21 protein-coding genes and 1 pseudogene are annotated in these 23,567 nt (G+C 72.7%); 12 read left to right on the forward strand and 10 right to left on the reverse strand.

Annotated elements, in window-relative coordinates:
* Positions 1 to 62 precede the first annotated feature (62 nt).
* From H300_RS0103225 to H300_RS0103240, 4 genes are all read left to right on the forward strand, one after another.
* Entirely contained in the window at positions 63 to 710 is a 648-nt protein-coding gene (locus H300_RS0103225) for an AIM24 family protein (RefSeq protein WP_028426283.1), read from the forward strand.
* On the forward strand, positions 710 to 1,360 hold the full coding sequence (locus H300_RS0103230; RefSeq protein WP_028426284.1) for an AIM24 family protein: 651 nt from the start codon (positions 710 to 712) through the stop codon (positions 1,358 to 1,360). The genes H300_RS0103225 and H300_RS0103230 overlap by 1 nt, the downstream gene beginning before the upstream one ends.
* Before the next feature lie 74 nt (positions 1,361 to 1,434).
* Positions 1,435 to 2,145: an AIM24 family protein gene (locus H300_RS0103235; RefSeq protein ID WP_028426285.1), complete on the forward strand. Its 711-nt coding sequence runs from the start codon at positions 1,435 to 1,437 to the stop codon at positions 2,143 to 2,145.
* Positions 2,146 to 2,155: 10 nt separating this feature from the next.
* The gene (locus H300_RS0103240) at positions 2,156 to 2,632 is read left to right on the forward strand and encodes a MarR family transcriptional regulator (protein WP_028426286.1); all 477 of its coding nucleotides are present in this window, start codon (positions 2,156 to 2,158) and stop codon (positions 2,630 to 2,632) included.
* A 64-nt stretch (positions 2,633 to 2,696) separates the two neighbouring features.
* Here H300_RS0103240 and H300_RS24680 read toward each other — a convergent pair whose 3' ends face one another.
* Together H300_RS24680 and H300_RS0103250 are read right to left on the reverse strand one after the other, a co-directional pair.
* Positions 2,697 to 4,262 (reverse strand): sensor histidine kinase, encoded by a 1,566-nt coding sequence (locus H300_RS24680; protein ID WP_486583541.1) that lies wholly within the window; start codon positions 4,260 to 4,262, stop codon positions 2,697 to 2,699.
* 64 nt (positions 4,263 to 4,326) lie between these two features.
* Positions 4,327 to 4,992, reverse strand: coding sequence for a response regulator transcription factor (locus tag H300_RS0103250; protein WP_028426287.1), 666 nt, complete (start codon positions 4,990 to 4,992; stop codon positions 4,327 to 4,329).
* A gap of 132 nt (positions 4,993 to 5,124) precedes the next feature.
* Between H300_RS0103250 and H300_RS0103255 the strand changes: the two genes are divergently transcribed.
* On the forward strand, positions 5,125 to 5,805 hold the full coding sequence (locus tag H300_RS0103255; RefSeq protein WP_028426288.1) for a PepSY domain-containing protein: 681 nt from the start codon (positions 5,125 to 5,127) through the stop codon (positions 5,803 to 5,805).
* A 6-nt stretch (positions 5,806 to 5,811) separates the two neighbouring features.
* Here H300_RS0103255 and meaB read toward each other — a convergent pair whose 3' ends face one another.
* Both meaB and H300_RS0103265 read right to left on the reverse strand, forming a co-directional pair.
* Positions 5,812 to 6,771 carry a methylmalonyl Co-A mutase-associated GTPase MeaB gene (gene meaB, locus H300_RS0103260; protein WP_028426289.1) on the reverse strand — a complete coding sequence of 320 codons (960 nt, stop codon included), beginning with the start codon at positions 6,769 to 6,771 and terminating at the stop codon, positions 5,812 to 5,814.
* Between the two features lie 148 nt (positions 6,772 to 6,919).
* Positions 6,920 to 8,122 carry an acetyl-CoA C-acetyltransferase gene (locus H300_RS0103265; RefSeq protein WP_028426290.1) on the reverse strand — a complete coding sequence of 401 codons (1,203 nt, stop codon included), beginning with the start codon at positions 8,120 to 8,122 and terminating at the stop codon, positions 6,920 to 6,922.
* Positions 8,123 to 8,268: 146 nt separating this feature from the next.
* Here H300_RS0103265 and mce point away from each other — a divergent pair, with 146 nt between their 5' ends.
* The 5 genes from mce to H300_RS0103290 all read left to right on the forward strand — a co-directional run bounded on the left by mce (position 8,269) and on the right by H300_RS0103290 (position 15,424).
* Positions 8,269 to 8,709 carry a methylmalonyl-CoA epimerase gene (gene mce, locus H300_RS0103270; RefSeq protein WP_028426291.1) on the forward strand — a complete coding sequence of 147 codons (441 nt, stop codon included), beginning with the start codon at positions 8,269 to 8,271 and terminating at the stop codon, positions 8,707 to 8,709.
* A 251-nt stretch (positions 8,710 to 8,960) separates the two neighbouring features.
* Positions 8,961 to 12,392 (forward strand): polarized growth protein Scy, encoded by a 3,432-nt coding sequence (scy, locus tag H300_RS0103275; RefSeq protein ID WP_028426292.1) that lies wholly within the window; start codon positions 8,961 to 8,963, stop codon positions 12,390 to 12,392.
* Between the two features lie 145 nt (positions 12,393 to 12,537).
* On the forward strand, positions 12,538 to 13,479 hold the full coding sequence (locus tag H300_RS0103280) for a hypothetical protein (protein WP_028426293.1): 942 nt from the start codon (positions 12,538 to 12,540) through the stop codon (positions 13,477 to 13,479).
* A 201-nt stretch (positions 13,480 to 13,680) separates the two neighbouring features.
* Positions 13,681 to 14,640 carry an ATP-binding cassette domain-containing protein gene (locus H300_RS24685; protein ID WP_037978949.1) on the forward strand — a complete coding sequence of 320 codons (960 nt, stop codon included), beginning with the start codon at positions 13,681 to 13,683 and terminating at the stop codon, positions 14,638 to 14,640.
* Between the two features lie 4 nt (positions 14,641 to 14,644).
* Entirely contained in the window at positions 14,645 to 15,424 is a 780-nt protein-coding gene (locus H300_RS0103290) for an ABC transporter permease (protein ID WP_028426294.1), read from the forward strand.
* Positions 15,425 to 15,527: 103 nt separating this feature from the next.
* Here H300_RS0103290 and H300_RS0103295 read toward each other — a convergent pair whose 3' ends face one another.
* The gene (locus H300_RS0103295) at positions 15,528 to 15,854 is read right to left on the reverse strand and encodes a hypothetical protein (protein ID WP_028426295.1); all 327 of its coding nucleotides are present in this window, start codon (positions 15,852 to 15,854) and stop codon (positions 15,528 to 15,530) included.
* A gap of 232 nt (positions 15,855 to 16,086) precedes the next feature.
* Here H300_RS0103295 and H300_RS0103300 point away from each other — a divergent pair, with 232 nt between their 5' ends.
* Positions 16,087 to 17,139: an LLM class flavin-dependent oxidoreductase gene (locus H300_RS0103300; RefSeq protein ID WP_028426296.1), complete on the forward strand. Its 1,053-nt coding sequence runs from the start codon at positions 16,087 to 16,089 to the stop codon at positions 17,137 to 17,139.
* 32 nt (positions 17,140 to 17,171) lie between these two features.
* On the opposite strand, the gene H300_RS0103305 is transcribed toward H300_RS0103300, so the two are convergent.
* Positions 17,172 to 17,564 carry an SCO5389 family protein gene (locus H300_RS0103305; RefSeq protein WP_028426297.1) on the reverse strand — a complete coding sequence of 131 codons (393 nt, stop codon included), beginning with the start codon at positions 17,562 to 17,564 and terminating at the stop codon, positions 17,172 to 17,174.
* 233 nt (positions 17,565 to 17,797) lie between these two features.
* Here H300_RS0103305 and nucS point away from each other — a divergent pair, with 233 nt between their 5' ends.
* Positions 17,798 to 18,457: an endonuclease NucS gene (gene nucS, locus H300_RS0103310; protein ID WP_028426298.1), complete on the forward strand. Its 660-nt coding sequence runs from the start codon at positions 17,798 to 17,800 to the stop codon at positions 18,455 to 18,457.
* A gap of 114 nt (positions 18,458 to 18,571) precedes the next feature.
* On the opposite strand, the gene H300_RS0103315 is transcribed toward nucS, so the two are convergent.
* The 4 genes and pseudogenes from H300_RS0103315 to H300_RS24690 all read right to left on the reverse strand — a co-directional run bounded on the left by H300_RS0103315 (position 18,572) and on the right by H300_RS24690 (position 23,364).
* Complete coding sequence (locus H300_RS0103315) at positions 18,572 to 21,037, reverse strand: ATP-binding protein (protein ID WP_028426299.1); 2,466 nt, start codon at positions 21,035 to 21,037, stop codon at positions 18,572 to 18,574.
* 120 nt (positions 21,038 to 21,157) lie between these two features.
* Entirely contained in the window at positions 21,158 to 21,469 is a 312-nt protein-coding gene (locus tag H300_RS0103320; protein ID WP_028426300.1) for an STAS domain-containing protein, read from the reverse strand.
* Between the two features lie 296 nt (positions 21,470 to 21,765).
* On the reverse strand, positions 21,766 to 22,614 hold the full coding sequence (locus tag H300_RS0103325; protein ID WP_028426301.1) for a 3-hydroxyacyl-CoA dehydrogenase family protein: 849 nt from the start codon (positions 22,612 to 22,614) through the stop codon (positions 21,766 to 21,768).
* Positions 22,615 to 22,724: 110 nt separating this feature from the next.
* Positions 22,725 to 23,364 (reverse strand): annotated as a pseudogene (locus H300_RS24690) (TetR/AcrR family transcriptional regulator).
* Positions 23,365 to 23,567: the final 203 nt, after the last annotated feature.

The following is a 23,567-nucleotide window of genomic DNA, read 5'->3' on the forward strand; positions in this document are numbered from 1 at the left end:
CACAAGCACCGCCATTGTGGCAGCCTCCCGGGGAATCACCCGACCGGGGTAAGTTCGGTGCCGTGGCGGACTTCAGATTTCAGGGCAGCAAGGGCAGCAAGGTGCTCGCCGTCGATCTCGCCGGTGACTCCGTCCGGGCGAAGAACGGGTCGATGGTCGCCTACGAGGGCGAGATGGCCTTCAGGAAGCTGACCGGCGGCGGGGACGGCCTGCGCGGCATGGTCACCCGGCGCCTCACCGGTGAGCAGATGGAGGTCATGGAGGTGAAAGGGCACGGAACCTGCTACCTGGCCGACCGGGCGAGCGACATCAGCCTGGTGGCCGTGTCCGGCGACACACTGCACGTGGAGGCGAGCAACCTGCTCTGCACCGACGGCGGGCTGCGCACCGGGACCACCTTCACCGGGCTGCGCGGCGCCTCCCAGGGCAACGGTCTCTTCACCACCACGGTGGAGGGCACCGGTACCGCGGCGATCACGTCCGCCGGCCCGGCCCTGGCCCTGCGGGTGACCGCGCAGGCCCCGCTCCAGGTCGACCCGGGCGCGTACGTCGCGCACACCGGACGGCTCACCCAGCAGTTCCAGAGCGGGGTGACCTTCCGCACCTTCGTCGGCGAGGGCTCGGGCGAGGCGTTCCAGATCCGCTTCGAGGGCGAGGGGCTCGTCTACGTGCAGCCCAGCGAGCGCAACACCGTCGGAGGGCAGGTCTGATGCCGTTCACCAGGATCACCTCCAAGATGATCGAGGCGCAGGTGGTCCCCGGACAGCGGGTGTACAGCCAGCGCGGCGCGATGCTGGCCCACCGCGGCGAGGTCGCGTTCACCCCCGACCTGATGGGCGGGCAGGGCGGCGTGATGTCCGCGATCGGCCGCAGGGTCAGGGGCGAGGCCGCCCCGCTGATGACGGTCGAGGGCCACGGCACCGTCATGTTCGGCCACGGCGGCCACGAGGTGCACCTCATCGACCTGGCCGGAGACATGCTCCACGTCGAGTCCGACCGGCTGCTGGCCTTCGAGGGCTCGCTGCAGCAGGGCACCGTCTTCCTCGGCTCCCAGGGCGGGGTGAGGGGGATGGTCCGCGGCCAGGCCACCGGGCAGGGGCTCTTCACCACCACGCTGGAGGGCCGGGGGTCGGTCGCCGTCCTCGCGCACGGCGACGTCATGGAGCTCGCGGTGGGCCCGAACCGGCCGGTGCACGTCGATCCGCAGGCCTACGTCGGCCACCGCGGCACCCTGCGCAACCGGCTCTCCAGCGCCCTGGGCTGGCGGGACATGGTGGGCCGCGGCTCGGGCGAGGCGTTCCAGCTGGAGCTCTCCGGGCAGGGCACCGTCTACGTACAGGCCAGCGAGGAGAAGCTGTGAGCCGCCACCCGGCGGCCGCGCCCCGCGGCCGCCCGAAGCACACCGTTCCTCGTGAAGCCCGGAGGCAGTGACCCGTGAACGCTCCCGTCGTCTTCGACTCCCACACCCTGCCGGACAACGACAACGCCAACTCCTACGCGTTCAGCGTGGCCCTGGACGGCGAGTGGTTCCTCCAGAAGGGCAAGATGATCGCCTACTACGGGCAGATCACCTTCAACGGCGTCGGCCACGGACCGCTCGACGCACTCGTCGCGAGCAGCTTCCACTCGCCGCTGCACGCGGCCGGCTGGGTGGTCGCCCAGGGCAAGGGCAAGTTGCTCCTCGCCGACCGCGCCTTCGACATCAACTCCTACGACCTCGACGACGGCAACCTCACCATCAGGTCCGGCAACCTGCTCGCCTTCGATCCGGGCCTGTCGCTGAAGCAGTCGATCATCCCGGGCTTCCTCACTCTGATCGGCACCGGCACCTTCGTCGCCGCCTCCAACGGGCCCGTGCACTTCGTCGAACCGCCGATCCGGGTGGACCCGCAGGCACTGGTCGGCTGGGCGGACTGCCCGTCCCCCTGCCACCACTACGACCACCAGTACCTGCGCGGCGTGCTCGGCGGCGTGCGGGCCCTCACCGGCCTCGGCGGCGCCTCCGGCGAGGAGCACCAGTTCGAGTTCACCGGAGCGGGCACGGTACTGCTCCAGTCCTCCGAGCACCTGCTCGCCGAGCAGCAGTCCGCCCACGTGCCGCAGCAACAGGGAGTGCCCGGCGGGTCACCCTCGTGGGCTCGGTAAAGTCGGTGCCATGGACACCGATGAGGGCACCCGCTGGCTCACCGACACCGAACAAAGGGCCTGGCGCACCCACCTGGACGTCAACCGCCTGCTGATGCACCAGATGGAGAGGGACCTGCACCCCTACGGGCTGACCATGAACGACTACGAGATCCTGGTGAACCTCTCGGAGTCGGACGAACACCGCATGCGGATGAGCGACCTGGCCGGCGCCACGCTCCAGTCCAAGAGCCGCCTGTCCCACCAGATCACCCGGATGGAGAACGCCGGGCTGGTCCGCCGGGAGCACTGCGACACCGACAAGCGGGGGCTGTTCGCCGTCCTGACCGAGCACGGCTGGACCACCATGCGGGAGATCGCCCCGCACCACGTGGCCTCGGTCCGTCGGCACTTCATCGACATGCTGACCCCGCAGGCGCTCGAGGAGCTGCGCGCCTCCCTCGCCCCGATCGCCGACCATCTGCGCGTCCAGCGCGGCCGCGTCTGACCCGCGGCCCTGCCCGGGGAGCGCGGACCCCGGGCAGACGGCACCGGGGAGGCGGACACATGCCTCACCCCGGGCCCGGCCCGCCCGCCGCGCCGCCCGGCTCCGGCGACCCGCCGCCCCGGCCCGCGGCGGGCAGGCTCAGCACGAACAGGGCCCCGCCCTCCGGCGCACGGCCGACCCGCAGCTCGCCGCCGTGCCGCCGTGCCACCTCGCGGGCGATCGCCAGCCCCAGCCCCGCACCGCCGTCGTCCCGGCTCCGCGCGTCGTCCAGCCGCACGAACCGCTCGAAGATCCGCTCCCACTCCTCCTCGGGCACCCCGGCCCCGTCGTCGGCGACCTCCAGCACCACCCGGCCCCCGGCCGGACCGCGCACCGAGATCCGCACCCGGCTCTGCGCGTGGCGCTGCGCGTTGTCCAGCAGGTTCGCCAGCACCCTGGCGAGCTGCCCGGACGAGCCGGTCGTCTCCGCGGCCGCCAGCGGAGCCGTCGTCACCGGGACCCGGTCCGTACCGCGGCGGGCCGCCTCCTCGCCGACCAGGGCGGACAGCTCCACCCTCCGGTCCGCGGTGCCCTCGCCGGCATCCAGCCGGGCGAGGAGAAGCAGGTCGGCCGCCAGGACCTGGAGGCGGACGGTGTCCTGCACCGCCCCGGGGACATCCAGCAGCTCGGGGTGCGCCGCCCCGACCTCCAACTGGGTGCGGAGCGAGGCGATCGGACTGCGCAGTTCGTGCGAGGCGTCGGCGACGAACCGTCGCTGGTGCTCGACCGAGGCCTCCAGGACACCCAGCGTCTCGTTCGTGGTGCGGGCCAGCCTGCCCACCTCGTCGGCGGCGGCCGGTTCCGGCACCCGCCGGGAGAGGTCGGCGGAGCGGGTGATCTCGGCCATCTCCTGCCGGATCCCCTCCACCGGGCGCAGCGCGCGCCGCGTCACCCGCCAGGTGGTGCCGGCCACCACGAGCAGCAGCATCGGCGACCCGATCAGCAGCGCCGTGCGGACCGTACCGACGGCAGCCTGCTCGACGGCCAGCTCGGCTCCCGCGTACACCGTGAGCGCCTCGCCCCGCGGGGTCCTCGCCGTCGCGACGGCGAAGCGGTAGTCCCGCTCCTCGCCGTCCACCACGGCCGTGCCGTCCCGGAAGTCGATCCGGTCGCCGACCTCGCCCGGGCCGATGCCCGCCACCGCCCCGGGGCCCGCCACCCCGATGCCGGAGCGGTCGTCACCCTCGTCGTCGTCGCCGTTCTCGTCGTCGCCGTCGTCCTCGTCGTCGCCGTCGTCCTCGTCGTCGCCGTCGTCCTCGTCCCGGTCGCCGCCGGGCGGGGACGCGGTGGGGCTCCCGGCGCCCGGGGACGGTGTCGGCGTGGGGGACGGTGCGGGGACGGGGACGACCGCGCCAGTCGAGGTGCCCGTCAGCGACTCCAGGTCCTCGCTGACGGCCCTGACCCTGCCCTCGGCGTCCACCACCTGGACCGGCCCGTCCGAGGACAGCTCGTCGAAGCCGACGTCGGTGGCGATCTGCCCGGCGACGTCCCGGGCCCGGACCTCGGCCCGCAGCTCCACCTCGCGGAGCAGGTTGGACTGGAGGAGCGAGAGCACCGCGGCCCCGGCGACCAGCAGGGCCAGCGCCACCACCGCGGTGGCGCCGAGCGTCGCCCGTGCCGTGACGGAGCCGAACGCCCTCCGGGACGGCCGGGCGCTAGCCACCGGAGACCACCAGTCGGTAGCCGGCGCCGCGCACTGTGGCGATCAGGTCCGGCCCCAGCTTGCGCCGGAGCGCGCTGACGTACACCTCCACGATGTTGGGATCGCCGTCGTAGGCGAAGTCCCAGACGTGCTCCAGCACGTCCGACTTGGACACGACCTCGCCGGCCCGCACGGCGAGGTGCTCCAGGACCGCGAACTCTTTCGCGGTGAGCTGGACGGCCCGTTCCCGGCGCTCCACCCGGTGCGCCGCCCGGTCCACGGTGAGGTCGCCCAGCCGCAGCACCGGAGCGGCACCGCTCCCCCGCCTCCGCAGCAGCGCGCGGACCCGGGCAAGCAGGACCACGTAGGAGAACGGTTTGGTCAGGTAGTCGTCGGCCCCGGTGTCCAGCCCCTCGGCCTCGTCGTACTCGCCGTCCTTGGCGGTCAGCATCAGGATCGGCGTCTCGTCGCCGGCCGCGCGCAGCGCGGAGCAGATGCGGTAGCCGTTCATCCCCGGCAGCATGATGTCGAGGACGACCAGGTCGTACGGGTTCTCGGTGGCCATGTGCAGCCCTTCCAGGCCGTCGTGCACCACGTCCACGGCGAAGCCCTCGGCGGTGAGGCCCCGGGCGAGGGAGACGGCGAGCCTCCGCTCGTCCTCCACGATCAGCATGCGCATGGGACGAAGCCTGGCAGAAGCTTCCTGAAGAGGTCTTCAGGAAGCTTCAGCAGGCCTTCAGCCACGGTTGGCGAGAGTGGGGGTCGTCCGGCCGGAGAACCGGCCGGCAGCACGACGACAGGGGAGGACCCCATGCAGCGCAACCTGATCATCGCGACCCTCGCCGCGGCCGGCGTGATCGCGGGCGGTGTCGTCGCCGGGACGGCGCTGGCCGAGGACGACAGCGCCCGCGGCACCCCGAGCACCCTCCGGGCGGCGAGCGCCGCGGACAGGGACGACGACACGGACGACGACGGGGCCGGAAGCGGTTCGGTCGAGGACCGGGTGAGCGCCGCGCAGGCCGTGCAGCGGGCCCTGGAGGAGGCGCCGGGAGTGGTCGCGGGGCTGGAGCGCGAGGACGACGGCCGGGTGTGGGAGGTGGACGTCGTCGGCAAGGACGGCGGCTGGCGGCTGGTAGAGATCGACAGGTCGAGCGGCGAGGTCGTCGCGAACCGCGCCGAACGCGACGACGATGACGACCGCCGGGACGCGGAGTACGTGCGTAAGCTGCTCACGGGGGCCTCGAACGGTGCCGGCGACGCGGCCCGGCTGGCAGCGGGGAAGGCGGACGGTCCGATCGAGGAGATCGAGCTCGACGACCGCGGCACCACTTGGAAGGTGGAGTTCGACGGCCAGGACGACGACCGCGAGCTGCGCGTCGACCTGGCTTCCGGCAGGATCGCGGTGCTCGGCGACGACGACCGCGACGACCGGGACGGGGACGACGACCGGGACGAGCACGGGGACGACGGCGACGAACACGACGACCGCTGAGGTCAGTCAGCTCTCGGTGACGCCGGCGACCAACTCGTCCGCCGCCGCGTAGGGGTCGGTCGTCCCGGCGACGATGCGGCGGGCCAGCTCCCCCACCCGACGGTCGCCGCTGAGGTCCGCGATGCGCTCCCGGAGGGCGGTCACCGCGAGGGTCTCCACCTCGCGGGCCGCCCTCCGGACGCGGCGTTCGGTCAGCGCGCCGCGCTCCTCCATCCAGCTCCGGTGCTTCTCCAGTGCCGCCACCAGCTCGTCGAGCCCTTCGGACCGGCTGGCGACCGTGCGGACGACGGACGGCCGCCAGTCGTCCGGGCCCCTCGCGGCACCGAGGCCGAGCATGTGGCGCAGCTCCCGGACGGTGGCGTCCGCACCGTCCCGGTCCGCCTTGTTGACCACGTACAGGTCACCGATCTCCAGGATTCCGGCCTTGGCGGCCTGGATGCCGTCGCCCATGCCGGGGGCGAGCAGCACCACGGAGGTGTCGGCCTGGGCGGCGATCTCCACCTCGGACTGCCCGACACCGACCGTCTCGACCAGGACGACCTCGCAGCCGGCCGCGTCCAGCACGCGGATCGCCTGCGGCGCCGCCCGGGCGAGTCCGCCGAGATGGCCGCGCGTGGCCATCGAGCGGATGTAGACGCCCGGGTCGGAGGCGTGCTCCGACATCCGCACCCGGTCACCCAGGAGCGCCCCGCCGGAGAACGGCGAGGACGGGTCGACGGCCAGCACCCCGACCCGCTTCCCGCGCCTGCGGAAGGCGCTGACCAGGGCCGAGGTGGTGGTGGACTTGCCGACCCCGGGCGAACCGGTCAGACCCACCACGTAGGCGCCGCCCGCCAGCGGCGCCAGGGCCGCCATCACCTCGCGCAGTTCCGGGGCGCCCCCCTCGACCAGCGAGATCAGCCGGGCGACCGCCCGGGGACCGCCCTGACGGGCCTGCTCCACCAACTGGGGGACGTCCACCGTCATCTGCTTCCGCGCTCCTCGTACGTCGGACCGCCGTTCACCGGCGGTCCGGTTCCGCTGTGCTGCCCGTGCCGCGCTTCCCACCGCCCGGCACCGCCCGGGGGCGGCGCGAGCCGCACCCCGCGCCGCCCCCGGGCCCCGGACGGCCAAATCACCTGCCGGGCACCCGCAGGACGAGCGCGTCGCCCTGGCCGCCGCCCCCGCAGAGCGCTGCGGCCCCGGTGCCGCCGCCCCGGCGCCGCAGCTCCAGCGCGAGGTGCAGCACGATACGGGCTCCGGACATGCCGATGGGGTGGCCCAGCGCGATGGCGCCCCCGTTGACGTTCACCTTCTCGGAGGTCAGGCCGAGGTCCTTCATCGACTGGACCGCGACAGCGGCGAAGGCCTCGTTGATCTCGACGAGGTCGAGGTCCGCCACCGCGAGGCCGTCCTTCTTCAGAGCGTGCTCGATCGCGTGGGACGGCTGGGACTGGAGCGAGTTGTCGGGGCCGGCCACGTTTCCGTGGGCCCCGATCTCGGCGATCCACTCCAGACCGAGCTCCTCGGCCTTCGCCCGGCTCATCACCACCACGGCCGCCGCGCCGTCCGAGATCTGCGAGGCACTGCCCGCGGTAATGGTCCCGTCCTTGGCGAAGGCCGGACGGAGCCTGCCGAGCGACTCGGCGGTGGTCTCGCCGCGGATGCCCTCGTCCTGGCTGAAGACCACCGGCTCGCCCTTGCGCTGCGGGATCTCCACCGGGGTGATCTCGGCTTCGAAGAGGCCGTTCTTCTGCGCGGCGGCGGCCCGCTGGTGCGAGGCGGCGGCGATCTCGTCCTGCTCGGCCCGGCCGATGCCCAGCCGGGTGTTGTGCTTCTCGGTGGACTCGCCCATCGCCACTCCTTCGAAGGAGTCGGTGAGCCCGTCGTGCGCCATCGCGTCGAGCATCTCGACCGCGCCGTACTTGTAGCCCGCCCGGGACTTGGGGAGCAGGTGCGGGGCGTTGGTCATCGACTCCTGGCCGCCCGCCACCACCACGTCGAACTCGCCCGCCCGGATGAGCTGGTCGGCCAGGGCGATCGCGTCGAGTCCGGAGAGGCAGACCTTGTTGACGGTCAGCGCCGGTACGTTCATCGGGATGCCGGCCTTCACGGCCGCCTGACGCGCCGGGATCTGCCCTGCCCCGGCCTGGAGCACCTGGCCCATGATCACGTACTGGACCTGGTCGCCGGCGATCCCGGCCCGGTCCATCGCGGCCCTGATCGCGAAGCCGCCGAGATCGGCGCCTCCGAACGGCGCGAGCGAACCGAGGAGACGCCCCACGGGCGTGCGCGCGCCCGCGACGATCACTGAGGTGGTGCCGGTCGTGCCAGTCATGCTGCGACCCCTTCGGAGAAGGATGTGAACGAGGGTTAATCAGGGTGCACCGCCAGCGTACTGAGCGGTAGGCGACGCGGTCACCGGTCCGGGAGTGTGACCGTGCGCACGTTGCGTAACCGGGCACGGCGGGGTGTCCTGGTCCCATGCTGACGCGAATCGACCACATCGGGATCGCCTGCTTCGACCTGGACCGCACCGCCGGTTTCTACCGCGACACCTACGGCTTCGAGGTGTTCCACACCGAGGTCAACGAGGAGCAGGGCGTCCGGGAGGCCATGCTCAGGACCAACGGGACCGACGACGGCGGCTCGTCCTGGATTCAGCTCCTGGAGCCGGTCGACGAGCACTCCACGGTCGCCAAGTGGCTGGCGAAGAACGGCGAGGGCGTGCACCACATCGCCTTCGGTACGGCGGACGTGGACGGGGATGCCGCCGCGATCGGTGAGCGCGGCGTACGCGTCCTCTACGACGAGCCGCGCACCGGCTCGATGGGCTCCCGGATCACCTTTCTGCACCCCAAGGACTGTCACGGAGTGCTCACCGAGCTGGTCACCTCGGCCCCCGCAACCGGGCAGACGCACTGATCCCGCCCGCCTCGACGGTCCCGCCCTCGTCGCGCGGAGGCGGTGGGACCGGCACCAACAGGCGGATCGGCGCGCCCGTTCGGCGAGAACATCGGTAGAGTGGCCGAGCGGCGGCCGGTCGCGGGCCGGCCAGGTCCCGTTCCGTACACCGCCGATGATCTGACACCATTTCGTCGGGGCGTCCTCTCCGGGGCCGCTCATCGGAAGATTTCAGCTCACCTTGTCGACCAAGGGACGGATGGGACCGCGCAGTGCGGGGCTACGACCGCTACGAGGCTGACGATCACCTGTCGCGCTTCGAAGCCGAGATGGATCGGCTGAAGAAGGAGCGGGACAAGGCCGTCGACCACGCCGACGACCTCGGCTACCAGGTCGAGGTTCTGCGCGCCAAATTGCACGAGGCGCGCCGCAGTCTCGCCTCGCGCCCGGCCGGGTACGACGGCCTCTCCGGGCAGGCCGAGCAGTTGCTCAGGAACGCCCAGCAGCAGGCCGAGCAGTTGCGCGCCGACGCCGAGCGGGAACTGCGCGACGTCCGCAACCAGTCACAGCGGCTGCACCAGGACCAGGCCGAGGCGCAGTCCCGGCTGGAGGCCGAGCTGCACGCCGAGGCTGTCCGGCGGCGCCAGCAGCTCGACCAGGAGCTGGCCGAACGGCGCTCCACCGTGGAGTCGCACGTCAACGAGAACGTCGCCTGGGCGGAGCAGCTGCGCTCCCGGGCGGAGTCCCAGGCCCGGCGGCTGATGGACGAGTCCCGTGCCGAGGCCGAGCAGGCGCTGCATGCCGCCAGGACCGAGGCGCAGCGGATCACCGAGCAGTCCCGGGAGCGGTTGCACGCCGAGGCGGAGGCGGCGAGGGCAGAGGCCGAGTCGCTGCTGCGCCGCGCCCGCGCAGACGCCGAGCGGCTGCTGAGCGCCGCGTCGAACCAGGCGCAGGAGGCAACCGACCACGCCGAGCGGCTCCGGACGAGCACCGCCTCGGAGTCGGAGTCCGCCCGCCGGGAGGCGGCGGCGCTCGCCCGCCGGGCCGAGGAGCGGATGTCGGAGGCCGACACGGCGCTCCGCGAGGCCCGCGCCGAGGCCGACAAGCTGGTCGAGGAGGCCAAGGAGGCCGCGGCCAAGCGGCTGGCGGACGCCGAGTCGGCGAACGAGCAGCGGCAGCGCACCGCGAAGACCGAGATCGCCCGGATGGTGGGCGAGGCCACCAAGCAGACGGAGTCCTCGAAGGAGGAGTCCGAGCAGAAGGTCGCGGACGCGCGCGCCGAGGCGGAGCGGATCCTCGCGGAGGCACGGGAGACCGCCCGGGCGAAGTCGGCGGAGGAGACCGCCGCCCAGCTCGCGGAAGCGGCCCGCAGCGCCGAGGAGATGGTCAGCAAGGCCTCGGAGGAGGCACGGGCCACCACCAGGGCCGCCACCGAGGAGGCCGAGCGTCTCCGCAAGGCGGCCGAGGAGGAGTCCGACCGGCTGCGGGCGGAGGCGCACGACACCGCCGAGCAGCTCAAGGGCACGGCCCAGGACGACACCAAGGAGTACCGGGCCAAGACCGTCGAGCTCCAGGAGGAGGCCCGTCGCCTGCGCGGCGAGGCCGAGCAGCTCCGCGCCGAGGCGGTCGAGGAGGGCGAGCGTATCCGGGCCGAGGCCCGCAAGGACGCCGTCCAGCAGATCGAGGAGGCCGCCGGCCGGGCCGAGGAGCTGCTGAACCAGGCCAAGGCGGACGCCGAGGAGAACCGCAACTCCGCCGCGGAGGAGGGCGAGCGGGTCCGGACGGAGGCGATCGAGCGGGCCACCTCGCTGCGCCGCCAGGCGGACGAGACCCTGGAGCGGGCGCAGGCGTCGGCCGAGGAGCTGCGCACGGAGGCGGAGGAGCAGGCCGAGCGCACCCGCCTGGAGGCGGAGGAGGCCGGACGCCGACTGCGCGAGGAGGCCGAGGAGCAGGCCGAGGAGCACCGGACGGAGGCTGCCGAGGAGCTGCGCCGGCTGCACGAGGAGGCCGCCGCCCGCGTCGCCGACGCCGAGGAGCAGCTCACCGCGGCCCGTACCGGGGCCGAGCGACTGCGCGAGGATGCCCGCACCGATGCGGAGCGGCTGCGCACCGAGTCGGCCGAGCGGATCCGCACCCTCCAGCAGCAGGCCGAGGAGGAGGCCGAGCGGCAGCGGGACGAGGCCGCCTCGGACGCCTCGCAGGCCCGTACCGAGGGCGAGGCGGTGGCCGTCCGGCTGCGCAGCGAGGCCGCCGCGGAGGCGGAGCGGCTGCGCGTGGACGCCCAGGAGGCCGCCGACCGGTTGCGCGCGGAGGCGGCGGCCGCCGCGGAGCGGACCGGGACGGAGGCGGCCGAGGCGCTGTCGGCCGCGCAGGAGGAGGCCGCCAGGCGCCGCCGGGAGGCGGACGACCTGCTGGCGGACGCCCGCGAGGAGGCGCACCGGGAGCGCACCCAGGCCCGCGAGCAGAGCGAGGAGCTGCTGGCGTCCGCCCGTCGCCGGGTGGAGGAGGCCCAGACCGAGGCGGCCCGGCTGGTCGAGGAGGCCGAGCAGCGGTCCGCGGAGCTGGTGTCCGCCGCGGAGGACCACGCCCAGCAGGTGCGGGACTCGGTGGCCGGACTGCACGAGCAGGCCGAGCGGGAGATCGCCGGTCTGCGCGCCGCCGCCGAGCAGGACGCGGCGAAGCTCCGCCGGGACGCGGAGGAGGAGACGGACGCCGCCAAGGCCCTCGCGGAGCGCACGGTCGGGGAGGCCATAACCGAGTCGGACCGGTTGCAGACCTCCGCCCGGGACGCCGCCGAGCAGGTCAGGGCGGAGGCCGACGGGATCAGGGACGAGGCCCGCAAGGACGTCGCGAAGAAACTCGGCGACGCCGCGGAGCAGGCGGACCGGCTGGTGGCGGAGGCCCAGGAGGAGGCGCGCCGCAAGGCGGCGGCGGCCGAGGAACAGGCGGACGCGATGGTCGGTGCCGCCCGCCAGGAGTCGGAGCGGCTCACGGCGCAGGCGCGCGAGGAGAGCAGCGGGCGGGTGGAGAAGGCCCGCCGGGACTCCAATACCATGCTGGAGGAGGCCCGTCGGGACGCCGCGGCAATACGCGAGCGGACGGAGGAGCTGCGCACCCGGGTGGAGGGCGAGGTCGAGGATCTGCACGACCGCGCCCGTCGGGAGTCCTCCGAGGCGATGAAGTCGGCCGGCGAGCGGTGCGACAACCTGGTCAAGGCGGCCGAGGAGCAGTTGGCCGAGGCCGAGGCGAAGGCCAAGGAACTGGTGGCCGACGCGGGCAGCGAGGCGAGCCGGGTGCGGATCGCCGCGGTGCGCAAGGCCGAGGGCCTGCTCAAGGAGGCGGAGCAGAAGAAGGCGGAACTCCTCCGGGAAGCGGAGAGGTTGCGCTCCGACGCGGAAGAGGAGGCGAAGGCGAAGGTCGACGAGGGGCAGCGCGAACTCGATGTGCTGGTGCGTCGCCGCAAGGACATCAATGCGGAGATCTCCCGTGTCCAGGACGTCCTGGAGGCGTTGGAAGGCTTTGAGGCGCCCGGCGCCGGGAGCGGCAAGGGCGACCAGTCCGGCAGTGCCTCGGGCACGGCGGCCCCGGACAACAAGGACGACAAGAACCCCAGGGGTGGTACGGGCGGCGGGCCAAACGGTCCTGTCAAGGCGGGCGCAGGAGCGAGCAACACACGTTCGGGTGGCAAGCCTTCGGGCCGTTAGTCACGCGAACGAGTAGATGGGTGCTGGACGGGCGGGGCGATTTCCGTATCGGATTGCCCATCAATCCCGCATCCCCTCGATGACACGGCGCCCTGGCACCTAGGATTCCCCTATCACCTCACCGGTCTCATTCGACAGGAACCCCATGAGCGACACTTCCTCACCCTTCGGCTTCGAGCTCGTGCGGCGTGGTTACGACCGCGGGCAGGTGGACGACCGCATCACGAAGCTCGTCGCCGACCGTGACAGCGCACTGGCCCGTATCACCTCTCTGGAAAAGCGCATCGAGGAGCTGCACCTCGAAACGCAGAACGCCCAGGCCCAGGTCAACGACGCCGAGCCCTCCTACGCCGGGCTCGGCGCCCGGGTCGAGAAGATCCTCCGCCTCGCCGAGGAGGAGGCGAAGGATCTGCGCGAGGAGGCCCGTCACGCGGCCGAGCAGCACCGCGAGCTGGCCGAGGGCGCCGCTCAGCAGGTCCGCGACGACGCCGAGGCATTCGCCTCCGACCGCAAGTCGAAGGCCGAGGACGAGGGCGTCCGGATCGTCGAGAAGGCCAAGAGCGAGGCCTCCCAGACGCGTTCCGACGCCGAGAAGGACGCGCTGTCCAAGCGCGAGGAGGCGGACGCCCTCTTCGAGGACACCCGCGCCAAGGCCGCCCAGGCCGCCGCGGACTTCGAGACCAACCTGGCCAAGCGCCGGGAGCAGTCCGAGCGCGACCTGGCCTCGCGTCAGGCCAAGGCGGAGAAGCGCCTCGCCGAGATCGAGCACCGCGCCGAGCAGTTGCGGCTGGAGGCCGAGAAGCTGCGGACGGACGCCGAGCGCCGCGCCCGCCAGACGGTCGAGACCGCTCAGCGCCAGGCCGAGGACATCGTCGCCGACGCCAACGCCAAGGCCGACCGGGTGCGCAGCGAGTCCGAGCGCGAGCTGGCGGCGCTGACCAACCGCCGCGACAGCATCAACGCCCAGCTCACCAACGTGCGCGAGATGCTGGCCACCCTGACGGGTGCCGCGGTCGCCGCCGCCGGCCAGCCGGCGGAGGAGGAGGAAGGGCTGTCGAAGGGCGTTCCGGCCCAGCAGTCGCGCTGAGCGGACTCCGCCCGGCGACTCGGTCCGGTGCCGTCACCGGCCCCCGCGTGCCCGGTCTCCCTTCGTGCGGGGGGCCGGGCATGTGCATGCCCGGCCACGGCCCGTCATCACGACCGGCGACGGAACGGCCATATGGGACGAACTGCAGGGCGGGCCATGCCCCTCCTTGCAGGGCGCTCCCCGCCCGGCTAGCGTCGTCGCATGATCGAGCTAACGGGGCTGACCAAACGCTATGGCGCCAAGACGGCCGTGGACGGTCTGAGTTTCACCGTCCGGCCCGGAATGGTCACCGGGTTCCTGGGGCCCAACGGCGCCGGCAAGTCCACCACCATGCGGATGATGCTCGGCCTCGACCGGCCGACCTCGGGAGACGTCCGCATCGAAGGAAAGCACTACCACGACCTCCAGGACCCGCTGGACTCCATCGGTGGGCTGCTGGAGGCCAAGGCTCTGCACGGTGGCCGCTCCGCGCGCAACCACCTGCTGTGGATGGCGCAGTCCAACGGCATCCCGCTGGCGCGGGTCGACAAGGTACTCGAACTGGTCGGGCTGACGGCCGTGGCGAACAAGCGGCCCAAGGGCTTCTCCCTCGGCATGGGGCAGCGCCTCGGCATCGCGGCCGCGCTGCTGGGCGACCCGCGCATCCTGATGTTCGACGAACCGGTCAACGGACTCGACCCCGAGGGCATCCACTGGGTCCGCAACCTGATGAAGCAGCTGGCCGACGAGGGGCGGACGGTCTTCGTCTCCAGCCACCTGATGAGCGAGATGGCGCTGACCGCCGAGCACCTCGTGGTGATCGGTCAGGGCAAGCTGCTCGCCGACACCTCGATGCACGCCTTCATCGCGGAGAACTCCCGCTCCTACGTGCGGCTGCGCAGCCCGGAACCGGAGAAGCTGCGGGACTCGCTCGCCCGGGAAGGCCTGACCGCGGTCCAGGGCGCCGAGGGCGCGCTGGAGGTCGACGGCACGGACGCCGTCCGGATCGGTGAACTCGCCGCACGCGATCGGCTGGTGCTGCACGAACTCAGCCCGCAGCAGGCCTCGCTGGAAGAGGCCTTCATGCAGCTCACCGCGGAGTCGGTCGAGTACCACGCCACCGCGGGCCAGAGCAGCCCGCAGCCGGCTGCGGCTCCGGCCCCGCAGCAGAAGGGACTCTGAAGCCATGGCCCACACGACACGGGTTCTCCAGTCGGAATGGACCAAGGTGCGCACCGTCCGGTCGACACTGTGGACGCTGCTCAGCGCCCTGCTGGTGACCGTCGGCATCGGTGTTCTGATCAGCCTGGTGCTCCGGACCAGCTACGACGACCTGCCCAACGAGCAGCGGGTCACCTTCGACGCGACCTTCACCAGCTTCTCCGGGATGACGCTCGGTCAGTTGGCGATGATCGCCTTCGGCGTGCTCGTCGTCTCCGGCGAGTACAGCAGCGGCATGATCCGCACCTCGCTGGCCGCGGTCCCGCAGCGCGGGGTGTTCATGGCGGCCAAGACGGCCGTGGCCACCGGCCTGGTGCTGCTGGTCGGCATGGTCACCAGCTTCCTGTCCTTCTTTTTCGGGCAGATGGTGCTGGGCAGCGAGCTGAACGTCTCGATCGGTGACCCGGGCGTCCTCCGGGCGGTGATCGGCGGTGGTCTCTACATGACGCTGATCACGCTGTTCGCGATGGGCGTCACGTGGATGCTGCGCAGTCCGATGCTGGCGTTCGGCACTCTGATGCCGTTCTTCTTCCTGATCTCCTCGATTCTCGGCGCCGTGCCGGCGACCCGGGACGTGGCCCAGTATCTGCCGGACCAGGCGGGCACCATGATCATGACGGTCGTGGAGAACGGCGGCGGCCTGGACCGGGACTACGGCCCCTGGGGCGGCCTGCTGATCATGGCCGCCTGGACGCTCGCCTCGATGATCGGCGGGTACCTGGTGCTCAAGCGCCGCGACGCCTGAGCCCGCGGGCCCGCCCCCCGGGCCCCTGCCGCACCGGACGCCCGCCCCGCCGCTCGCGCAGAGCCGGCCGGGCGGGTGTCCTGGTTCCGGACGTCCGGACGGATCAGTAGCGGGGCGCGTTGCGGGAGCGCGGCGCCCGTGCCGCCCGGCGGTCCCGGGCGTTCCAGCAGGCGCGGTGCCAGTGCCGACGGTCGTCCACCCCGCCGTCGCGGGCCCAGACGACCACGTGCGGAACACCGGGCGGGATCTGCTGGTCGCATCCGGGGCAGCGGTAGTGCTTGCCCGCCGCTCCCCCGCCCACCTGCCGGACCGCCCACTCCTCCCCCTGCCAGCTCTCGGTGCTCTCCAGCCCGTAGCGCTCCGTGTTGCCGACCGCCGTGCGGCTACGCTCCGGGCTCGCACCGCGCGGGCGGTTTCGTCGCGGGGACACAGGTCACCTCGGTGGTTCGGGGGCCGCACGGGGCCCGACGGGGCTGCCCACCAAGCGTACGCACCGCGGCCGGGTGCGGGGTTCCGGCCACCGCGCGTCACCCTTTCCGATGATGAGCGCAAGAGAACCGGGCAGTCCCGGAAAGAACATCGCCGTCGGCCCGTGCCCTGGGCACGTGTCAGACGTTAATTCCGGTGGGGATGCCGTGTCGGCCGACGAGGAGGCAATGGCGATGCGTGTAGGGGCTTTTGTGCTGTCCGCCCAGTTCCCGGGCCAGGGACAGGCGGAGGCGTTGCACCGGACGGTGCGGTCCGCGGAGGCGGCCGAGGAGTCCGGCCTCGACGCGATCTGGCTGGCCGAACACCATTTCGTGCCGTACGGCACCTGCCCGTCCGCGGTGACGCTGGCCGCGCTGCTGCTCGGTCGGACGAGGCGGATCGGAGTGGGCACAGCAGTGAGCGTGCTGCCCACTGCCCACCCGGTGGCGCTGGGCGAGCAGGCGGCGCTGCTGCACCTGACCACCGGCGGCCGCTTCACGCTCGGCGTCGGCCGCGGCGGCCCGTGGGTCGACCTGGAGGTCTTCGGCAGCGGACTCGCCGCGTACGAGGAGGGCTTCCCCGAGGCACTGGACCTGCTGCTGCGCTGGCTCCGCGAACCGGAGGTCGGAGCCTCGGGCGAGCGGTTCCGCTTCCGGCCGGTGCCGGTGGTGCCGCGGCCGTCGGAGACCCTGGAGGGGCCCCCGGCCCCGCCGGTGGTCGTCGCCTGCACCTCCCCCGGCTCGGTGCGGCTCGCGGCCCGGCGCGGACTGCCGATGCTGCTGGGGATGCACTGCGGCGACGAGGAGAAGGCCGAGATGACCGGGCTCTGGCAGCGCGAGGCCCGGGAGGCCGGACACGAGGTGAATCCGGCCGCGGACGCCGGCCACGTCTCCGCGGGTGTCACGCAGGTCGCCGACAGCAGGGCCGCGGCCACCGAGACGCTGACGAAGGCGATGCCCGGCTGGCTGCGCCAGGGGCTCGGCGCCCACGTCACCGTCGACGGCCGTCGGCGCAGCATGCGCGATCCGCTCGCCTACACGGAACTGCTCTGCGACCTGCACCCGGTGGGCACCCCGCGGGAGTGCGCCGACCGGCTGGCCGCGAGCGCGGAGCGCACCGGAATCCGGCGCTTCGCGCTGCTGGTGGAAGGGTCCGGCGACGTGGCCGGGACACAGCACAACATCCAGCGCCTCGGAGGCGAGGTGCTGCCGCTCCTCGGGTCCGGGGAGCGGCAGCACCCGCGCTGAGGCGACGAACTGCCAGCTGCCGGGGGGACTCCTCAGCAGTCGCGCAACAGCGGCGATTGATTCAGCAGTTGGCCGCGGATGGAGGTGAACCTCTTCAACCGCTCATCCGACGAGGCGTCCAGCGGGAACACGGCGACCCGGTGACAGTTCTGGAAGGCGAGCCGCACCCCGAAGTGCCGCTCCATCGCCCCCCGTATCGCGTCGCTGGCCAGCGCCCGCAGAAGCTGGCCTCGGGCCTGCTCGTCCGGCGGCGGCGTCTGGTTGTCGGCGAACTCGCCGCCGTCGACCTGCAGGGTTGCCACCAGCGAGCTGACCATCTCCCATGCGTACGGGAGGGAGTTCTTGACGCAGTCGACGAATACCGCTTCGTCCACCTCGCCTCGCTCGGCCTGTTCCAACAGGGCCGGTGAGACGTCGAGCGACATGGGGTTCTCCTCTCGCGACCCCGGCCGAGCCGGGGCCTTACGGACGGGGCAGGAGGCCCGCCGTCCCGCGGCCCGTTCGCACGGTGATCCCGTTGGGCGACGCCTCCACTACCAACGGTAAGGCCGGATGCAGTTTGCGACCATATGGTTGCGCACACAACCGGCCAGGCATGAACGGGGAGAAGCAGGGGCGAATCGCGCCGGGGGACGGCCGTCGAGTAGCGTGACCGACCATGCGTCTCGTCATCGCCCGCTGCTCCGTGGACTACGCCGGCAGGCTCACCGCCCATCTTCCGTCGGCTCCCCGACTCATCCTGGTGAAGGCTGACGGATCGGTCTCGATCCATGCCGACGACCGGGCCTACAAACCCCTCAACTGGATGTCCCCGCCGTGCACCCTCAAGGAGGCGGACGGTGTCTGGACAGTGGTGAACAAGGCCGGGGAGAAGCTCCTCATCACCATGGAGGAGGTGCTGCACGACTCCTCGCACGAGCTGGGCACCGATCCCGGTCTGATCAAGGACGGCGTCGAGGCGCACCTCCAGGAGCTGCTCGCGGACCGAATGGAGACGCTCGGCGAGGGCTGGTCCCTGATTCGGCGTGAATACCCCACCGCGATCGGTCCGGTGGACATCCTCTGCCGGGACGCGGAGGGCGCCACGGTGGCCATCGAGATCAAGCGGCGCGGCGAGATCGACGGCGTGGAACAGCTCACCCGCTACCTGGAGCTGCTCAACCGGGACCCCCGTCTCGCCCCGGTGAAGGGCGTGTTCGCGGCTCAGGAGATCAAGCCCCAGGCGCGCGTGCTGGCCACCGACCGCGGCATCGGCTGCGTCACCCTGGACTACAACGCGCTGCGCGGCATCGAGGACGACAAGCTCCGGCTGTTCTGACCCCGGCCCCCGGGCCGTTCCCGGCCGCGTCTCGGCGGCGCTCCCCAACAGGGGCGCCGCCGACGTGCGCTGCCGTCCGCGCCGGACGGTGCGGAGCGGGCTGCCGGACGCGTATCAGGCGACGGTGGGGCTGACGCTGCCGGAAGTCGTGCCGGAGGCCGTTCCCGCGGAGGGAGTGCCGTCGGCGGACGCCGAACTCGGCGGCGGACCGCTGGCGGACGAGGTGGAGCCGTCGGACTCGTCGTCGCCGGGCCCGGTGGGCGAGTCGGTGGGCTCCACGGGCTGGGAGGAACCGTCACTCGGGGACGCCCCCGGGTCCTCGTCCTCGCCCGGATCGTCGGACTCGCCTCCGCCGCCGTTCCCGCCGCCGCCGTCACCGCCCGGTCCAGCGTCGTCGGAACCGCCGCCGTCGTCACCGCCGGGGTCCCCGTCGTTCTGGCCGCCGCCACCACCGGCAGGCGGGTCGGAGTCCTCGCTGCCGGGCTCCTCGACGGACGCACTGTCGCTCGGGCCGGCGGCCTCCCCTCCGGTCGTCCCGGAGGGCTGCGGTTCGACGGGGTCGGAACCGGCCGGCTCCTCGCGGTCATCGGCGTCCTCGACCGCCTCGTCGGCGGGCGCGCCGTCGTCGTCCTGGCGGCTGGTGGAGCGGTCCGAGGTCACGTGGTCGGCCGTGCCGTCCTCCTCGCCGGAGGTGTTGCCCAGGGTCACGACGGTGCCCAGCAGCGCCACGAGCAGCACGCCCGCTCCGGTGGCCGCCAGGTTGCGCCGGGCGCCGCCGATGAGCGAGCGGCCGGCACCGGCGGGCTCGCTCTTCGCGGCGGGTCCGGCGGCCAGGGCGGCCGTGTTCCAGGTGTCGTGCACCTCGGGGAAGGCCTCGCGCGGCGCCGACGCGCCCGTCTCCGCCCGGGTCGGCTCGGAGCCGAACACGGCGGTCACGTCGTCCTCGACGCCGGCGAAGGGGTCGGCGGCGAGGTACTCCGCCGGAGTGAGGCCGCCGCCCTCCGGCTGCACGGCGCGGTCCTCGACAAGCGCCAGCGCCCGGCGCCCGGCGACGGCGCCGCCGCGGTCCGCGAGGGCGCCACGCAGCCCGATAGCCGCCTCCAGTTCGGCGCGGGCCCGGTCCAGGTTGCCCGCGCACAGCGCGAGCACACCCAACTCGTGGTGGAAGTAGGCCTCTTCGCCGACCTCGCCGGATTCCTTGGCGGACTCCAGCCCGGCCCGCAGCATCCGCTCCCAGGCGGACCAGCGCAGCGCCGAGGCGAGGACGGGGGCCGCGGTGTGCGCGAGCAGGACGGCGGAACTGGCGTGACCGGCGCGCTGGGCGTTCAGCGCCACGGCGAGCACGGTCTCCGCCTCGTCCCCGACCTGGTCCGGGGTGACGGAGGGGTGGCCGGACCACCAGGCGTAGTGCTGGGCCGCCGTGCGGGCCCGGGCGTCGCCGCCCTCGCCGTAGCCCTCGGCCGCGAGCTGGACCGCGACACCGGCGGCGAGCCGATGGTGCGCCCCGACCGAGGTGGCGAGGCCCGCCGAGACCAGCTCGCCCAGCGCGGCGTCGGCGACCGGCTCGTCCAGGAGCGCGGGCAGGTGGGCGAGGTTGGGGAGTTCACCGTCGAGTGCGACGCCGAAGCGCAGCACCTCCTGGGCGTTCCCGGACAGTCCGGCGGCCAGCTCGGCGGCGGTGATGGTCGCGACCGACAGCTCCGGGAGCCCGGTACCCGCGGCCTCGTCCCCGCTCTCCCCGGCCTCGCGCGGCAGTGCGTCGCGCTGCCGCAGCACGGCGCCGGCCTGGACGAAGCGCAGCGGGAGGCCTTCGGACTCGAACCAGAGGTCGGCGGCCCAGTCGGCCTCGGCATCGCTCAACGGCCGCGCGACGGCGTGCTCCAGCAGCTCCAGGCAGCCCGTGCGCGTGATCCCGGTGAGGAAGACCTCCTCCAGGTGGGAGTCGGCCGAGGGGGCGGCCACCTGCGGGGTGGCCGCTACCAGGTAGGCGCACTCGGGGGTCGCCCGGACCAGCTCGTCGAGCACCGCCCCGCCGAACTCGATGTCGTCGAGCACCACGATGGCGCCGACACCGGCCAGGGCGAGGAGCAGTTCCTCACGGTCCGGGCGGTGCCGGTCGGAACGGAAGACGATGCTGTACAGCTCGTGCAGCAGGTCGGTGGGGGTGCGGTGGTATCCGTTCAGACGTATAAGGCCGTCCGGGGCGAGCTCCGCGCAGTCCTCGGCGACCGCGTCCAGCAGTGCGGTGCGGCCGACACCGGGAGGGCCGGTGAGCCGGACGGAACGGCCGCGGGCCAGCAGCCTGACCAGCCGCTCGCGCTCCTCGTCGCGCTCCAGCAGCGGCAGCCCGGCGGAGAGCACCTGCGGCCGGCTGCTGCGGCGGCGGTCGGCGCGGTCCTCGGGTGAGTAGCGCTGTGGCGGACCCGGCGCACGGCCGGGCGGGCAGGCCTCGATCTCGCTGCCGTCCACCGGGTTGACGGTGAGGACGTACTCGCCGGCGATCAGCTGGACCATGCGGGCCAGGGCTCCGCTGTCGTGGTCGCCTCGGCCTTCCGGTCCGCGGTCGTTGGGAAGATCCATGCGCGTATGCCCCCAGTCGCGGTGCGTGCAGTCCGCTCCCTGTTCCATTTGACAGTGAACCGAACCCTAGACCGTCCCCCGCCTGCGGGGCAGACGGGGGCGGCGGGAGGGGCGGAATCGTCATGGCTTTGTGAGGGTTCCGCCTTCAATGGCCAGGATGCGGTGCAGCCGGGTGGCGACCAGCAGCCGCTGCATCTGCGGCGGGACGTCGCGCAGCACGAGCCGGCGGCCGCAGCGACCGGCTCTGCGGTGCACGCCCATGATCACGCCGAGGCCGGTGGCGTCCCAGGAGTCGAGCGCGGCGAGGTCGAGCACGAGGTCGCCCGCACCGGAGTCGAGGGCGCCGTGCAGGACCGTACGGGCGTCCGCGGCAGTACGGACGTCGAGGCGGCCCCCGACGACCATCTCCGCGTGGTCGCCCCTGATGTGCATAAAGCTCTCCCCGGAAATGACGTGACGCGGAACTTCTTGACTGGATCTCCACTACAACTGACTGCATGTCACGCGGTGGAGTTGCCGTCTGTGCGCGAACCGATACGGAATTTCACTCGTAAGGGTGACTGCTTCCCATCTCTGCGTAAGCATGTGGGCAAAGATGCCTGCGTTCCGAGAACCGGTCGTCGAGCCGGAGGCGGCACGTGGTGCGAAGCACTGCGGGTGGTGCGGGTGGTACGCCCCTCGCGCCGCCCGTGTCCGCGCCGTCGGCGCGGACACGGGCGGCGCGGTGTTCAGTGCGGGTAGAAGCCCTCACCGCTCTTGCGGCCGAAGTCCCCGGCGTCCACCATCCGTCGCATCAGCTCCGGAGCGGCGAACTTCTCGTCCTGCGACTCGGTGTAGATGTTGTCGGCGGCGTGCAGCAGGATGTCCACGCCCGTGAGGTCCGCCGTCTCCAGGGGGCCCATCGCGTGGCCGAAGCCCAGTCGGCACGCGGTGTCGATGTCCTCGGCCGTGGCCACTCCGGACTCGTGCAGTCGGGCCGCCTCGACCACCAGCGCGGTGATCAGCCGGGTCGTGACGAATCCGGCCACGTCGCGGTTGACCACCACGCAGGTCTTGCCGACGTCTTCGGCGAACTCCCTTGCTGTGGCGAGGGTTTCGTCACTCGTTTTGAGACCGCGGACCAGCTCGCACAACTGCATCATCGGCACCGGGGAGAAGAAGTGCGTGCCCACGACCCGCTCGGGCCGGCGGGTGGCCGCCGCGATCTTGGTGATCGGGATGGCGGAGGTGTTCGAGGCGAGCACCGCTTCGTCCCCGACCACCTCGTCGAGCGCGCGGAAGATCTCCTGCTTGACCTCGATCTTCTCGAAAACCGCCTCGACGACGATGTCGGCGTCCGCCACCGCGTCCAGGTCGGTGCTCGTGGTGATGCGGGCCAGCGCGGCCTCGGCGTCGGCCTCCGTGAGCTTGCCCTTGGCCACGAACCGGGCCCAACTGGACTCGATCCCACCCCTGCCGCGCGCGAGCGCCTCCTCCGTGACATCGCGGAGCACCACGTCCCACCCGGCCTGGGCAGAGACCTGGGCGATCCCGGAACCCATCAGTCCGGCGCCGATGACAGCGAGCTTCTTGGCCACGTGCTTTCCCCTCTGGCGGTGCGTGCGGAGGTGCTCTCAGCGGGACCATAGCCTCCGTGGGCGGCCCGTGGGCGGCGAAGAGATGCGCGTCACGTCTCATCAGATGGACATCACATCCGCTTGTCCGACTCGTATGCGGAGCCGCTCTCGGCCCCCTCGGCGCTCGGTCTCCTGGCGTAGCCGAGCACCATGGCGCTCAGCAACTCCTCGGAGGCGCCGAGCCGTCGAAGCACCTCGGCGAGGACGGCGTCCGGGTCCCGGTCCTCGGCCGCACCGGCACCGGCGCTACGGAACACCAGGCCGCGCAGCACGTTCAACTGACCGGCCACCAGTTCCGGCACCGGGTCGTCGGCCGCCGCCCCGGCCTCCTCGCGCAGCGTCGCGGTGAGCCGGTCGGCTCCGGCCCGGATCATGCGCCAGTGCCCGGCGATGAGGACGGGGTGACGCGTGGACGCAGCGGTCGAAGCGCTCCCGGTCGCCGAACGCGCCGACGCGCCGGGCACGCTCGGACACGTCCTGCCGCAGTCGGCGCAGTACGGCCTCCGCGGCGGACTCCCCCGCGCGCCGCTCCCGGACGAAGGCCGAGAGCAGGTCGTCGACGACCTCCCCGCGGTCGAAGAAGAGGTCCTCCTTGGCCGGGAAGTAGTTGTAGACGGTGTTCACCGAGACCTCGGCGGCGTCGGCGACCTCCGCGACGGTGACGGCGTCGAGACCGCGCTCCAGGAACAGCGCGGTCGCCGCGTCGGAGATGTGCTTCCGGGTCTGCCGCTTCTTCCGCTCTCCGGAATCCTGCTCCCGATGGCGCTCGCGCCGGCAGCCGAGCCGTCCCCCGCGGCCACCCCGCGTACGCCCGCCCCGGGGCCCACTCCGGCACGTTCACGACAAGAAGCGGGCCTCGTGCATGGACGGCGGGCGGGCGGGTAACTGCTGTCCCAGCCAAGGCCGCGCCGACC

The sequence above is a fragment of the Streptomyces sp. TAA040 genome, assembly GCF_000424845.1.